Raw genomic sequence first — 14,203 nt, 5'->3', positions numbered from 1 at the left:
CCGTGCGCCTTGCACTTCATCTCGCTCGTCGATTTGTTCAGCGCTTCCCTAATCAAGCGCGATGTGTCCGTCAGTGAGTATGCTTAATGGCAATTTGGGCAGCAAGCGCGGCTTTTGACGTAGACGTCAACGTACAAGGGATACGCTGATCTCTCTATAGAGGAGTTAGCTTGGCGAACCCCAACACCAGCCACTTGTCGCCTTCGCCCTCGAAGCTGACCTGCACCCGGGCCCGTGCGCCCTCGCCCTCGGCGTTGAGAATCACCCCCTCGCCGAAGACGGGGTGATGCACGCGCTGACCCAGGCTCAGGCTGGGCAGGTCGTCGCCGCCGTCGACCGAGGTCTGACGCGACAGCCCCACCGCCGGACGCATGGCCGTCACCGGACGCGAGATCTGCCCACGCAGGCGCACTTCCTCCAGATACTCGGCGGGAATCTCACGCAGGAAGCGCGACGGTCGCTGGAAGGTCTCCTTGCCGTGCAGGCGGCGAATCTCCGAATGCGTGAGGTAGAGCTTGCGCATGGCGCGGGTCAGACCGACGTAGCACAGCCGGCGCTCCTCCTCGAGCCGGCCGGGCTCCTCCAGCGACATCTTGTGCGGGAACAGCCCCTCCTCGACCCCGGCGATGAACACTACCGGGAACTCCAGCCCTTTGGCCGAGTGCAGGGTCATCAGCTGCACGCTGTCCTCGAACTCGTCGGCCTCGTGCTCGCCGGCGTTGAGCGCCGCTTCGGCGAGGAAGGCCTCCAGCGCCACGGCGCCCTCGCCGGCCTCGGGCGGGTCGAAGGATTCGCCCTGGGTGAAGGCGCGGGCGGCGTTGATCAGCTCTTCCAGGTTCTCGACCCGGGCCTGCCCCTTCTCGCCCTTCTCGTTGCGATGATGCTCGACCAGCCCGGAGCGCTCATTCACATGATCGATGATCTCGTGCAGCCTCAGGCCGGCGGTGTCGTTGTCGAGCCCTTCGATGAGATCGGCGAAGAGCTGCAGCGACGCACCGGCACGCCCTTTCAGCGAACCGTCGGCCAGGCCGTCGTGCAGCGCCTGCCACAACGATACCCCGGCCACGCGCGCCCGCTCGCGCAGTAGCTCCACGGTACGCGTGCCGATGCCCCGCGGCGGCACGTTGACGATGCGCTCCAGCGAAGCGTCGTCGTCGCGGTTGAGCAGCAGACGCAGGTAGGCCAGGGCGTTCTTGATCTCCAGCCGCTCGTAGAAGCGATGACCGCCGTAGATGCGATAAGGCATGCCCTGGCGGATCAGGGTCTCCTCGAGCACCCGCGACTGGGCGTTGGAGCGATAGAGGATGGCCACGTCGCGGCGTCGGTAGCCCTCGTCGACCTTCTCCTTGATGGTGTCGACGATGAAGCGCGCCTCGTCCAGGTCGTTGAAGCCGGCATATACCGAGATCGGCTCGCCGCGGGCGCCGGCCGTCCATAGCTCCTTGCCCATGCGCTCGGCGTTGTGGCTGATCAGGGCGTTGGCGGCATCGAGAATGGCGCTGGTGGAGCGGTAGTTCTGCTCCAGACGCACGGTATGGGTACCCGGGAATTCCTGCTCGAAGCGACGGATGTTCTCGATCCGCGCGCCGCGCCAGCCGTAGATCGACTGGTCGTCGTCGCCGACCACGGTCATCGGCGTCTTCATGCCGGTGAGCAGCTTGAGCCAGGCGTACTGCAGGGTGTTGGTGTCCTGGAACTCGTCGACCAGCACGTGGGCGAAGCGCTCCTGGTAGTGGGCCAGCAGCGCCGGGGTATCGCGCAAGAGCTCGAGGCTCCTGAGCAGCAGCTCGCCGAAGTCGACCAGACCGCCGCGCTCGCAGGTGAGCTGGTAGCGCTCGTAGAGTTCGACCATCTGGGCCATGTAGGCGTCGCCGTGAACGTCGACCTGATGCGGGCGCAGCCCCTCCTCCTTGCAGCCGGAGATGAAGTACTGCACCTGGCGCGGCGGGTAGCGCTCGTCGTCGATCTGGTGATCCTTGAGCAGGCGCTTGATCAGGCGCAGCTGGTCGTCGGAGTCGATGATCTGGAAATGCTGCGGCAGCCGCGCATCCTGCCAGTGGGTGCGCAGCAGGCGATGGGCGATGGAGTGGAAGGTGCCGACCCAGACGTTGCGCAGCGACAGCCCCAGCAGCGCCTCCAGACGCGTTCGCATCTCGCGGGCCGCCTTGTTGGTGAAGGTCACGGCGAGCACGGCGTAGGGCGAGAGCCCCTCGGCCTGCATCAGCCAGGCGATGCGATGCACCAGCACCCGGGTCTTGCCGGAGCCGGCTCCGGCCAGCACCAGCATGTTGCCCTGGGGGGCGCTCACCGCCTCGCGCTGGGCCGGGTTCAACTGATCGAGAATCGCCGTGACGTCATCCATGGAAGGGGTCTGCCGCTGGAAAAAATGAGCGCCCAGCTTAGCATATTGTGCTCGGCCTGCCGTCGCCGACGCTCACTTCAGGGTTTGCCTTCCTGTTCGGGAAACCGTAACGGCGTCAGGCTCTTCTTGACCGCCTTGAGCTGCTCGGCGAGCTTCGGTCCGCGGGTCTTGGCCACACCCACGGCGAGCACGTCGATCAGCACCAGGTGGGCCACACGTGAGCTCATCGGCGTATAGATCTCGGTGTCCTCGTGCACGTCGATGTAGAGCGGCAGAGACACCTCCTCGGAGAGCGGCGACCCGCTGGGGCACAGGCCGATCACCGTAGCGCCGGCCTCGCGGGCCAGGCGCACGCTGGCCACCAGGGCACGGGTGCGGCCGGTCTGGGAGATCGCCACCACCACGTCGCCCTCCTTGAGGGTCACCGCCGACATGTTCTGCATGTGGGGGTCGGCGTAGGCCGCGGTGGAGATCTGCAGGCGGAAGAACTTGTGCTGGGCATCGAAGGCCACCGCCCCGGAGGCGCCGAAGCCGTAGAACTCGACCCGGTTGGCCATGGCCAGCGCCTGGATCGCCCGGCTCAGTGCCTCGTTGTCCAGGCGGTCGCGCACCGACAGCAGGGTGCCCACGGTGGAGTCGAAGATGCTCTGGGAGAACTCGGCGACGGAGTCGTCGTCGTTCATCGAGAACTGGGCGAACTGGCTGCCTGAAGCCAGCATCTGCGCTAGCTTGAGCTTGAAGTCCTGAAAACCGTTGCAGCCCAGGGCCCGGCAGAAGCGCACCACGGTCGGCTCGCTGACCTTGGCCTCGGTGGCCAGATCGACGATGCGCATGTGAATGACTTCATCGGGATTGCGCAGCACGAAGCGCGCCACTTTCTGCTCGGAGCGGCGGAAGAGCTCCATGCGGCGTCTCATTTCATCGAACAGGGCGCGGCTCACGCTGAACTCCTTGGTTTGACGAACGCAAAATCTCAGTATGCACGATCCCGACTCGCTTGGGGGAGTTTCACTCGCCAGCGTGGAATAGCCCACTTCGTCATGATTCTGTCAAGTAGGGTATAGTAAAGATGCTGTGATTTGATCTTGCCGTACAGACGAAGATAAGGCACAGAAGAAGAAGGGAGGGTCGACATGAGTAAGGTCGAACGAGTCACTTCCGTCAAGAATGAACTTCTCGACATCTTCATGAGCATCAACGTCGCCGAGCATGAAAAGCGCTCCCGCAGCGCCGCCCAGCGAAACCTGCGCGCCCGCCGCGGAATCGAGCTGCATCAGGAGTTCAAGCAGCTGGAGCGGAACATCGCCGACTTGGTCGACGAAGAAAGACACTGAAGCGGCCGCCCAAAGGCGGCCGCGACAAGCAGCAGATCCGGCCCCGGCATGCGGGGCCAGGTAGGCTCGTCACCCAATAATCCCTGGGTCATCCCAACAGGGAGTTGACGAACACCAGGATCACCCCCAGCGGCGCCACGTAGCGCGCCACCACCAGCCACACCTGCTCGCTGCCGCCGGTCAGATTCAGCTCGGCGGCCACGCTGCGGCGATCCAGACACCAGGCAACGAAGACGATCGCGCCCAGCCCCGTCAGCGGCAGCAGGATCTTGCTGGTGAAGGTGTCCAGCAGATCGAACACGTTGAGCCCCATCATCACCGGCTCGGGCCAGACGTTGAACGACATCAGCGCGGCAATGCCCAGCAGCCACACCGCCACGGCGCTCACCAGGGTGGCCATGACCCGCGTCAGCGGCGTGCGCTCCTCGACGAACTCCACCACCGGCTCGAGCAGCGAGATGGCCGAGGTCAGCGCGGCGAAGGTCAGCAGCAGGAAGAACATCAGCCCCAGCAGCATGCCGCCGGTCATGTTGCCGAACGCCAGCGGCAGGGTGACGAAGATCAGCCCCGGGCCTTCCCCGGCACTCAGACCGTTGGCGAAGACGATGGGGAAGATTGCCAGGCCGGCCAGCAGGGCGATGCCGGTATCCAGGATGATCACCGTGCGCGCGGTGCCCAGCAGGTTGACGTCCTCACCCAGATAGGAGCCGTAGGCCATCATGATGCCCATGCCCAGCGACAGGGTGAAGAAAGCCTGGCCCATGGCGGCCAGCACCACGTCGCCGGAGAGCGCGCCCCAGTCGGGGCGGAACATGAAGGCCAGCGCCTCGCCGAAATGACCGGTGGTCATGCCGTAGCCGACCAGCACCACCATCAGCACCACCAGCGCCGGCATCATGGTGCGTACCGCACCTTCCAGCCCCTTGGTCACGCCGCGGGCCACGATCCACACCACCAGCGCCATGAAGGCAGTGTGCCACAGCAGCAGCAGTAAGGGATTGCCCAGCAAGCCCGTGAAGATGGCGCCGACGCCGTCGGCATCCTGACCGGTAAAGGTACCGGTGACCGAACCCAGGGTATAGGAAAGCGACCAGCCGCCGATCACGCTATAGAAGGAGAGGATCAAAAAGGCCGCCAGCACGCCGCTGGCACCTACCAGTGCCCATGCCTTGGGCTGGGCGTTCTTGCTGGCCAGCTCCGCCATGGCGTTGATCGGGTTCTTCTGACCCCGCCGGCCAATCAGCCACTCGGCCACCAGCACGGGGAGGCCCACCACGGCGACACAGGCCAGATAGACGAGTACGAAGGCGGCGCCACCGTTGTCTCCCACCATGTAGGAGAAGCGCCAGATGTTGCCTAGCCCGACGGCCGACCCGGCGGCCGCCAGCACGAAGGTCATCTTCGATGACCACTGCGCGTGGACGAGTTTAGACATGAGTCACCTGTTGTTATGTATCCGATTGTTGATCTGTTTCAAGCGCAAAAACCCGGAAAAACGATGGGTAATTACACCGAATGGTGGCAAATCTATCCGATCATACGCTCGAAGGCCAGCAGCAGAGGACTCAAAACAGCGTGGTTTGGCGCTCGCCGGCAAAGTCGTTGAGCGGCGGTTGGTCGAGCTGGACGATCAGCTCGCCATGGAGTCGTCGGGCAAGCTCGGGAGCCCGTCGGTTATTGGCGGTATGCACAAAGAGAAAAGGGGTTTTCCCCTGTTTTATCCACAGCTTTAGCTGACCGATCCAAGGCCGGAAGTAGCTGAGGTTGATCTCCTCATCGAGGTGTCCGATAAAGCGGACAAGCGGCTCGTTTCCCGTGGAAAGCACGTGTAATGGGCAGCGTGGCTTTTCACTCTGCGCTTGTGCAAGCGCGGGGCAGCCCGTCGCCGGGGTCGAGAACAGCGGCCTCACGTCGAGCATGACGCGGTTGGCGCCATGAGTTATCAACAGGCGGTTGAGAGCGATCTCGGCCGACCCCTTGTGGAAAAATTCAGGATGCCGGACCTCCACGGCGCAGGGAATCGCCGCAGGCCAGCGCTCTAGCAGCGCTGCGAGCCGGGGCAGTAGGTCAGGGCCGAAGTCCCGCGGCAACTGGACGAGCAGAGGGCCCAGGCGATCGTGCAGTGGGGAGAGAGCCTCGACGAAGGCATCGAAATCCGCCTCGATACCCTCGAGACGACGCTCATGGGTCAGCGCCGCCGGCAGCTTGAAGCAAAAGCGGAAATCAGCAGGCGCCAGGCGCGACCAGCCAGCCACCGTCTCGGCCCGGGGCGCCCCGCTGTAGAAGGTCGTGTTGCCCTCCACCGCGTTGAACACCCGCGCATAGTCGGCCAGCCAACCCTCCTGGCCGCCATAGGGCGGGTAAAGGGAGCCACACCAGTCGGGGTTGGCCCACATGGCCAAACCCAGATACAGTCTGGACAACCTTGTCATGCTCCTGTAACAAAATTAATCGGAAACGTCGCCTGACGAATGGCAGCATGAGCGGCCTGCTCCAAATGAACAAGGAAGAGCGCCCAGCGCACCCAACTCATGGAAACCACACTCAACCTTGCCCTGTTCGCCCAGCTCAACGCGGCGCCCGACAGCGACCCACGGCTGCTGCTGATGACGGAAGTCTTCGCCGTCTATTTGATCTGGCTGGTACCGGCTCTGCTGGTCATTGGCTGGCTGCGTGGCAGTGAGCGCCTGAAACGCCCGCTGTGGGAGGCCTTCATCGCCACTCTGCTCGCCCTGGCGGCGAGCTGGATGATCGGCTGGCTGTGGCCGACCCCACGTCCGTTCATGATGCCAGTCGGGCAGACCTTCCTGGAACACGCCCCGACCCCGGCGTTTCCCAGCAATCACGCCACCATCATGCTGACCATGGCCTTCAGCCTGCTGCTGCATGCCGGCACCCGAAGGATCGGTCGCTACCTGCTGCTGCTGGCCGTTCCGGTGGCCTGGGCGAGGGTCTTCCTCGGCGTGCATTTCCCCCAGGACATGCTCGGCGCCCTGGTGCTGGCGGCTGCCATGGCCACGCTGGTAGGTGTCAGCCGCAGTTGGCTTATCCTGCCCATCTATCACCGGGTGGCCATGCGGCTCTATCGAATGCTGTTCGCGCCGTTGATCCGCCGCGGCTGGGTGGAGCGCTGAGCGCGCCACCCAGCCCAGTTCAGCGTTTCTTCGCAGCGGCTCAGAACTGCTCCAGCAGCCACTCGCCGGGTTCGCCGTTCACCAGCAACTGGCCGTCCTGTAGCTGCACCTTCAAGGTGTAGCTACCGTCCTGCTCGCGGCGAACGACGCCCATCTCGAGCATCGGCTCCACGCTTCCAGCCACCACCTCCTTGGCCATGGCATCGAGCTCATTGCCCGAAAGCATGCCATTGTACTGCTGACGCAGGACTTCACGGCTCACCCGGTGCAGCAGCATGGCGGAAGCCTCCACGCTCAGGTCCAGGCGGTTTTCCGCATCGAGCAGAAAGCTCTCGTCGAGACCGGCAATGTCCTGAAGCAGCAGGTCGGCTTCCAGCGCCAGCACGATGTCCGCATCGCCCATGCTGAAGGTGGCCGGCTTGATGGTGAGCACGGAGCGGCCCGCCATCAGCGCCTCGCCGGCCTCACCCATGCGCTCGAAAATGGGCAGCAGGGCATCAGGGTCGTTCCACTGGAAGCTGGCAATGGCTTCGTAGATCAGGCTCCACAGGGTGTCGTACTCAGTACGCGACAGCTGCCCGTAGCTGGATTCGACATGGAAAGCGATCGGCTCTTCCAGGCCCTGAATCTGCAGCCCCTCGGCCGCCCATAGCTGCGCCAGTTGGAAGTGCTCCTCGGATTCCGGCTCCAGCCCCAGGCGAACCGTGGCGCTTTGCGCGGTAAAGCCCGGTGAGAACTGCTCGCGCACCGCCAAGCCGTCGAGGCTGAGGCCCAGCTGGCCATACCAGCTGCTATCGCCCTGGCGAGTCGCCGTGAAATCGGCTGCTAGACCATCCATGGTGAAATAGAGGTCGGGCGCTTCGGACTCGAAGCCCTGCATCTCGAAGTGCGCTACCAGATCTGCGAAGCGGCCCTGATCATCGAACAGGAACTTGATCTCGACGCTCTGTCCTTCGATGCGGGAGTTGCCCACCTCTTGCAGATCGCGACTCTCCGTCGACATCGGCGCATCGTTCGATCGCAGCGTGATTTCACGCAGCACTCCCTGGGGAAAAGAAATCACCAGGTCGGTGGTAGAGCCCTCGAAGGTGTGAACGGCCGAGGGCTCCACCAACCGGGACTGCCCCAGACGATTCGTACTGCGATACTCTCCCGAACTGGGGTCGTAGTGGAACTCACCGCCCAGGTATTCCCCCTCGTAACGCATCTCCACACCCAAATCATTGAGTAGCGGACCCGAGGCCAGCGTTACCGCCATGGGTTCCCATTCGCCCTCTACCATCTGATCGAAGCCGACCCTGCCGGCATAGCGGGTGAAATCCTCGTCTTCTTCCAGTTGGATGGCCTGTTCGAACAGCCAACCCGACGCCTCGGCTCGTCCCTCGAACGTGGCCAGAGCGCCCATGAAAGGGCCATGGGTGATGCGGTCGTTGACGACTATTCTGAGCGGCTCTCCCTCGAACGACAGCCCCATTTCTGCATCAAGGAGAGGCTCGTACGCCTGAGCAAGTTCGGGCTCGATGATGAGTTCATAACTGGCACTGGCTTGGAACCAGCCACGTTCATATACCGGGTTCTCGACCTGTATATAGTCGAAGCGCTGCAACTGTTGCAGATAGTCGGCGTAATGCTTTTCCACCTGCTGGCCCAACCAATAGGGAGCCCCCAGGCCCACCACAAGCACGAGCCCTGCGCTGATCACCAGCAAGCGCTTCAGTAAACTTCCCTGACGTTTCTGTCCATTCCCCACGTCGATATCCTTTTCTCGTTCTTCGTTTAATTGAAATTAGGCAGCAACAAGTCACTTGTTGCTGCCTAGTTCAAGGTCAAAGTTTAACGACAGGAAACGAGAAAAGTAAGCTGAAGTATCCTGGGTTCACTCCACCGTTACCGACTTGGCCAGATTGCGCGGCTGATCGACGTCGGTGCCCTTGAGTACCGCCACGTGATAACTCAACAGCTGCAACGGCACGGTATAGAGAATCGGTGCCAGAGCGTCGTGCACGTGGGGTAACGGCAGCACCCTGACGCCATCTTCCTCCTCGATGCCGACCTGCTCGTCAGCGAAGACGAAGAGTTCGCCGCCGCGGGCGCGTACTTCCTGCAGGTTGGACTTGAGCTTGTCGAGCAATTCGTCGTTAGGAGCGACGGAAATGACCGGCATCTCGCTGTCCACCAGTGCCAGCGGGCCGTGCTTGAGCTCGCCGGCGGGATAGGCCTCGGCGTGGATGTAAGAGATCTCCTTGAGCTTGAGCGCGCCCTCCAGGGCGATAGGGAAGTGCGCGCCGCGCCCAAGGAAGAGAGCGTGATGCTTCTCGGCAAAGGCGGTCGACAGGCGCTCGATGGCGTTATCGAGTTTCAGCACCTGACCCACCAGCTGCGGCAACGAACGCAGCCCGGCCACCAGCTCGGCCTGGGTCTCGGCCGCCAGCCCCTTGACCCGCCCAAGGGCCAGTGTGAGCAGCATCAGGGCGGTGAGCTGGGTGGTGAAGGCCTTGGTCGAGGCTACGCCGATCTCGGGGCCGGCCTGGGTCATCAGGGTAAGGTCAGACTCCCGGACCAGGGAGCTTCCCGGCACGTTGCAGATAGCCAGGCTGCCGAGATAGCCCCGCTCGCGGGCAAAACGCAACGCCGCCAGGGTATCGGCCGTCTCGCCGGACTGCGACAGCGTGACGAACAGGGTGTCGTCCGGTACCACCACCGTACGGTAGCGGTACTCCGAGGCGACTTCCACCTGGACGGGGAGGCCGGCATAGCGCTCCAGCCAGTAGCGCGCCACCAGACCGGCATGATAGCTGGTACCGCAGGCAACGATGTGGACCTGCTTGACCCGCTCGAACAGCGCCTCGGCATCGGGGCCGAAGCACTCGACCGGCACCGAACGCTCGCCCAGGCGACCTTCCAGCGCCGCTGCGATCACCGCCGGCTGCTCGTAGATTTCCTTCAACATGTAGTGACGGTATTCGCCCTTGCTGGCGGCGCCGTCGCCATGCTCGAAGGTATGCGTCTCACGCTGCGCGGCTTGCCCCTGCGCATCGTGGATCTCGATCCGGCCGCCGTCGGAGAGCCGGACCACGTCGCCCTCCTGCAGATAGATGAATCGGTCGGTGACTTGCAGCAGCGCCAGCGGGTCGGAGCCGAGGAAGGCTTCATTGATCCCCACACCCACCACCAGCGGACTGCCCTTGCGCGCACCCACCACGACGTCGGGCTCGTCAGCATGTACTACGGCCAGGGCATAGGCACCTTCCAGGCGAGCGAGCACTCGCTGTACGGCGGCCAGCAGGCCGCCGCCATGGCGGTACTCGCGCTCCAGCAGGTGCGCCACCACTTCGGTATCGGTCTGCGAGGAGAAGACATAGCCGTCGGCCTCCAGCTCGCGGCGCAGCGGCTCGTGGTTCTCGATGATGCCGTTGTGCACCAGCGCCAGCCGGCTTCCCGACTGGTGCGGATGGGCGTTCTCCTCGCTGGGCTTGCCGTGGGTGGCCCAGCGGGTGTGGGCGATACCGCAGCGCCCCGGCAGGGCTGCCTCATCGAGCATGGCTTCGAGGGCTGCGACCTTGCCCAGCGCGCGACGGCGCTGCAGCTCGCCATCGGCAGAGATCACCGCCATACCGGCCGAGTCGTAGCCGCGATACTCCAGGCGCCTCAAGCCTTCGAGCAGGATGCCTTCCACGTTGCGCTGGGCAACGGCACCGACGATTCCACACATGACGATTCCTCGCGCTGTTGTCAGTCTCGGGTCTTCTTGGCCGGGCGCGCCCAGTCGGCCTTGCCGATCTGGCGTCCACGGGAAACGGCCAGGGCGTTGTCGGGCACGTCCTTGCTGATGGTCGAGCCGGCCCCCACCGTGGCACCTCGCCCGACGCTGACCGGCGCCACCAAGGCGGTGTTGGAGCCGATGAAGGCGTCGTCGCCGATGTCGGTGTGGTGCTTGTTGGCACCATCGTAGTTGCAGGTGATGGTACCGGCGCCGACATTGACGCCGCGACCCAGTCGCGCATCGCCCACATAGCTCAGGTGATTGATCTTGCTGCCCTCGCCCACTTCGGCATTTTTCGTCTCGACGAAATTGCCCACCTTGGCACCCACCGCCAGGCGCGTTCCCGGGCGCAGCCGGGCAAAGGGCCCGATGCGGTTGTGGCCGGCCGCCACGGTCCCTTCGATCACGCTGTGTGGCTCGATGACGGTTTCGGCGCCGATATGGCTGTCGCGAATCACGCAGTGGGACCCGATGCGCACCCCTTCGCCCAGCTCCACATCGCCCTCGAACACGCAGCCGACGTCGATCTCCACGTCATGACCGCAGCTGAGACGACCGCGCACGTCGAGGCGTGCCGGATCGATCAACGCCACGCCCTGGGCCATGAGTTCGTCGGCGATCCGCATCTGGTGGGAACGCTCCAGGCGTGCCATCTGCTGGCGATTGTTGACCCCTTCCACCTCCATGGCATCGGCCGGCTGGGCCGTGGCGATGGCCACCCCCTCGGCGGCTGCCATGGCGATGACGTCGGTGAGGTAGTACTCACCCTGGGCGTTGTCGGCGGAGAGCTGCGGCAGCCAGCGTTTCAGCTGGGCCGCGGTCATGGCCATGATGCCGGTGTTGCATTCGCGGATCGCCAGCTCACGCTCGCTGGCATCCTTCTGCTCGACGATGGCCACCGCCTCGCCGTCGGCGTTGCGCAGGATACGGCCGTAGCCGGTGGGATCGTCCAGGGTCACGGTGAGCAGCGCCATGCGCGACTCGCTCACTTCGGCCAGCAGTGCCGCCAGCGTCTCGCGACGAATCAGCGGCACGTCGCCGTACAGCACCAGCACCTTGCCGTCACCCAGGCCATCCAGCGCCTGAGCCACGGCATGGCCGGTGCCCTTCTGTTCGGCCTGCAGGGCAAAGCGTACCGGGTATTCAGCGAGTGCCTCGCGCACCCGCTCGGCACCGTGGCCGACCACGACGTGCAGGCGTTCCGCCTCGAGTTCGAGGGCGGTATCGAGTACGTGACGCACCATCGGCTTGCCGGCCAGGCGATGCAGCACTTTGGGCAGGGTCGAACGCATCCGCGTACCCTGCCCGGCGGCAAGGATCACCACATCCAGGGTCATCGAAGACTCCTTGTCCATTCGATTGGCTTCAGTTCATCAGGGACCAGGCGGCACCCATCGCTCAACATGGACCGTACACCGCTCTTTGCCGGCGGTTCAGCGCACCTCGAGGTCCATTTCTTCGCTCAGCTCCCCACCGAAGCGTTCCGCGAAGGCCGGGCTCGCCACGCTCCGCCAGCCTTCGCCTTCACGTACCAGCAGCAGCACCTTGAGGTCCTGCTCACGGGCCAGGGCCAGACTCTCCTCTTCACCCAGCACCAGCATCGCCGTGGCCCAGGCGTCGGCCCAGGCATTCGAGGGGTGCGCCACCGTTACCGAGGCCACCCGATGTTCGATGGGATGACCGGTTCGCGGGTCGATGGTGTGTGAGAAGCGCCGCCCCTCCTCTTCGAAATAGTTGCGGTAATCGCCGGAGGTGGCAATCGAGATATCCTGCACCGGCACGATCTGCGTCGCTTCCTGACGATCGTCCAGCGGTGCCTCGATGCCGATGCGCCATGGCTCGCCGTCGGCATCACGGTAGCCGCGCGCCACCAGATCGCCACCCAGGTTGACCAGATAGTGTTCGATGCCTTCGCCATCCAGGTAGGAGGCCACCCGGTCGGTACCGTGCCCCTTGGCCACACCGCCAAGATCGACGAACACGTCGCGCAACCGGCGCGCCTGCATGGCGTTCTCGTCGACCTCGATACTGTCGGGCCCCACCTCGGCAAGACGGGCCTGCAGGGTCTCGTCATCCGGCACTTCCCGCGGACGGGCCTCGGAGCCGAAGCTCCACAGGTTGACCAGCCCGCCGATGGTCACGTCGAAGGCGCCGTTGCTGCTCTCGGCCACCGACTGGCTAATTGCCAGCACCTCGATCAGCTCGTTGGAGAGCGGCTGCCACTCCCCTACCGGCGACTGATTGAAGGCTATCAGCTCCGCGTCTTCACGATAGATCGACATGGACGCATCCACCTGCTCGAGCACTTCGAGCAGCCCCTCTTCCAGTTCGCGCGCCTGCCCCTGGGTCAGACTGTCGGCGATGGTCACCTGATAGAAGGAGCCGAAGATGGCGCCTTCGAGACGTACCGGCGAATCCAGCGGACGGTCGTTTTCGGAGCATCCACTGAGAAGCAGCATCAGGCTCAAGGCAAAGGCTGCCACGAGACGCAGGACAGAGGTCATGATATCAGGACTCCTCGATAGAGTAGGCGGGCTACCAGAAGATCCACAGCAGCCATAACCCAAGCACGATGCGGTAGACAACGAAAGGCTGCATTCCGATCCGCTTGATGAAGGCGATGAAGTAGTGAATGCAGATATAGGCGCTCACCCCCGACAGCACCACCCCTGCCGCCATCGCTTGCCAGTCGATCTCGCGCGGCACCTGCAGCGCTCCGTGGATTTCCAAACCCGACGCCAGGGCTGTGACCGGGATCGACAGCAAAAACGAGAAGCGCGCCGCTCCCTCACGGCTCATGCCCAGCAGCAGCGCCGCCGTCATGGTGATGCCGGAGCGCGACGTACCGGGGATCAGCGCCAGCGCCTGAGCGGCACCGATGAACATCGCATCGCGCAAGGTAAGCTGGTACTCACTTCGCCCCGCTCGCTTGTTCCAGTCAGCATATCCCAGCAGCAGGCCGAAGCCGATCAGGGTAACGCCGATCAGGATCGGCGAACGCATGCTGACGCTGATGGCGTCATGCAGAATGAAGCCGGCCACGCACACCGGAATCGTGGCCAGCAGCACCCACCACGCCAGCCGGGCATTTGGATCTTCGACGCCTTGGCGCAGGCTGCGACGCCGCAGCGACATGGCCCAACTGGCGCCCATGCGGCGCAGGTCATGACGGAAATAGAGCACCACCGCCAGCAGGCTGCCCAGATGCACCGCCACGTCGAAGGTCAGCCCCTGGTCGTCCCAGTCGGTGAGCACCGGCACCAGAATCAGATGGGCGGAACTCGAAATCGGCAGGAACTCGGTCAATCCCTGAACCACTGACAATACAACGACCTGGAGCCAATCCATTCCTGGCACTCTCCCGATGGCAAAGCATATGCAGTGCAGCAAACGCACGACCGGACGCGAAGAGGATACACGCCCCCTTCCCGATTGTCCGCCGTAAGGCGTTACAATTCCGCGGCTCGTGCCGATATTGCGGATCGGCAATGACCGGCCTAGAATGCCCGCGCCACCGAATGGCGGCGACACCCCATTTTCCCGAGGACGTTATGGAACCTCCGAGTCGACAGACAACGACGGACATTCCAGCTATCAGCGCTGCACCGCC

At 64.0% G+C, this 14,203-nt stretch carries 11 protein-coding genes; 2 read left to right on the top strand and 9 right to left on the bottom strand.

Annotated features, from left to right (window positions below; translation table 11 throughout):
* Positions 1 to 154: 154 nt before the first annotated feature.
* Positions 155 to 2,362, bottom strand: coding sequence for a DNA helicase II (uvrD, locus tag HOP59_RS07980; RefSeq protein ID WP_234253429.1), 2,208 nt, complete (start codon positions 2,360 to 2,362; stop codon positions 155 to 157).
* Between the two features lie 77 nt (positions 2,363 to 2,439).
* Positions 2,440 to 3,303: a transcriptional regulator HexR gene (gene hexR / locus HOP59_RS07975; RefSeq protein ID WP_010625935.1), complete on the bottom strand. Its 864-nt coding sequence runs from the start codon at positions 3,301 to 3,303 to the stop codon at positions 2,440 to 2,442.
* Between the two features lie 192 nt (positions 3,304 to 3,495).
* On the opposite strand from hexR, the gene HOP59_RS07970 reads away from it, so the two are divergent.
* Positions 3,496 to 3,696, top strand: a complete 201-nt coding sequence (locus tag HOP59_RS07970) for a PA3496 family putative envelope integrity protein (protein WP_010625936.1) — start codon at positions 3,496 to 3,498, stop codon at positions 3,694 to 3,696.
* Between the two features lie 88 nt (positions 3,697 to 3,784).
* Here HOP59_RS07970 and HOP59_RS07965 read toward each other — a convergent pair whose 3' ends face one another.
* Positions 3,785 to 5,131, bottom strand: coding sequence for a sodium-dependent transporter (locus HOP59_RS07965; protein WP_234253428.1), 1,347 nt, complete (start codon positions 5,129 to 5,131; stop codon positions 3,785 to 3,787).
* 130 nt (positions 5,132 to 5,261) lie between these two features.
* On the bottom strand, positions 5,262 to 6,128 hold the full coding sequence (locus tag HOP59_RS07960; protein WP_234253427.1) for a DUF72 domain-containing protein: 867 nt from the start codon (positions 6,126 to 6,128) through the stop codon (positions 5,262 to 5,264).
* Positions 6,129 to 6,227: 99 nt separating this feature from the next.
* Here HOP59_RS07960 and HOP59_RS07955 point away from each other — a divergent pair, with 99 nt between their 5' ends.
* Entirely contained in the window at positions 6,228 to 6,830 is a 603-nt protein-coding gene (locus tag HOP59_RS07955; protein ID WP_234253426.1) for a phosphatase PAP2 family protein, read from the top strand.
* A gap of 40 nt (positions 6,831 to 6,870) precedes the next feature.
* Here the strand turns inward: HOP59_RS07955 and HOP59_RS07950 are convergent, their stop codons facing one another.
* The 5 genes from HOP59_RS07950 to HOP59_RS07930 form a co-directional block, all read right to left on the bottom strand.
* On the bottom strand, positions 6,871 to 8,580 hold the full coding sequence (locus tag HOP59_RS07950) for a DUF945 family protein (RefSeq protein WP_234253425.1): 1,710 nt from the start codon (positions 8,578 to 8,580) through the stop codon (positions 6,871 to 6,873).
* 126 nt (positions 8,581 to 8,706) lie between these two features.
* Entirely contained in the window at positions 8,707 to 10,542 is a 1,836-nt protein-coding gene (glmS, locus tag HOP59_RS07945; RefSeq protein WP_234253424.1) for a glutamine--fructose-6-phosphate transaminase (isomerizing), read from the bottom strand.
* Positions 10,543 to 10,562: 20 nt separating this feature from the next.
* Entirely contained in the window at positions 10,563 to 11,930 is a 1,368-nt protein-coding gene (gene glmU / locus HOP59_RS07940; RefSeq protein WP_234253423.1) for a bifunctional UDP-N-acetylglucosamine diphosphorylase/glucosamine-1-phosphate N-acetyltransferase GlmU, read from the bottom strand.
* Between the two features lie 96 nt (positions 11,931 to 12,026).
* Positions 12,027 to 13,097 carry an FAD:protein FMN transferase gene (locus HOP59_RS07935; RefSeq protein WP_234253422.1) on the bottom strand — a complete coding sequence of 357 codons (1,071 nt, stop codon included), beginning with the start codon at positions 13,095 to 13,097 and terminating at the stop codon, positions 12,027 to 12,029.
* A gap of 31 nt (positions 13,098 to 13,128) precedes the next feature.
* Positions 13,129 to 13,941, bottom strand: a complete 813-nt coding sequence (locus tag HOP59_RS07930; RefSeq protein ID WP_234253421.1) for an undecaprenyl-diphosphate phosphatase — start codon at positions 13,939 to 13,941, stop codon at positions 13,129 to 13,131.
* Between the last annotated feature and the right edge of the window lie 262 nt (positions 13,942 to 14,203).

Source organism: Billgrantia aerodenitrificans, from assembly GCF_021404405.1.
GTDB lineage: Bacteria > Pseudomonadota > Gammaproteobacteria > Pseudomonadales > Halomonadaceae > Halomonas > Halomonas aerodenitrificans.
This window is presented reverse-complemented; position numbering and strand designations above follow the sequence as displayed.

Coding starts and splice junctions, on each gene's coding strand:
- uvrD (WP_234253429.1), bottom strand. CDS start 2,362: ATGGATGACGTCACGGCGATTCTCGATCAGTTGAACCCGGCCCAGCGC.
- HOP59_RS07955 (WP_234253426.1), top strand. CDS start 6,228: ATGGAAACCACACTCAACCTTGCCCTGTTCGCCCAGCTCAACGCGGCG.
- HOP59_RS07935 (WP_234253422.1), bottom strand. CDS start 13,097: ATGACCTCTGTCCTGCGTCTCGTGGCAGCCTTTGCCTTGAGCCTGATG.
- glmS (WP_234253424.1), bottom strand. CDS start 10,542: ATGTGTGGAATCGTCGGTGCCGTTGCCCAGCGCAACGTGGAAGGCATC.
- glmU (WP_234253423.1), bottom strand. CDS start 11,930: ATGACCCTGGATGTGGTGATCCTTGCCGCCGGGCAGGGTACGCGGATG.
- HOP59_RS07930 (WP_234253421.1), bottom strand. CDS start 13,941: ATGGATTGGCTCCAGGTCGTTGTATTGTCAGTGGTTCAGGGATTGACC.
- HOP59_RS07965 (WP_234253428.1), bottom strand. CDS start 5,131: ATGTCTAAACTCGTCCACGCGCAGTGGTCATCGAAGATGACCTTCGTG.
- HOP59_RS07960 (WP_234253427.1), bottom strand. CDS start 6,128: ATGACAAGGTTGTCCAGACTGTATCTGGGTTTGGCCATGTGGGCCAAC.
- HOP59_RS07970 (WP_010625936.1), top strand. CDS start 3,496: ATGAGTAAGGTCGAACGAGTCACTTCCGTCAAGAATGAACTTCTCGAC.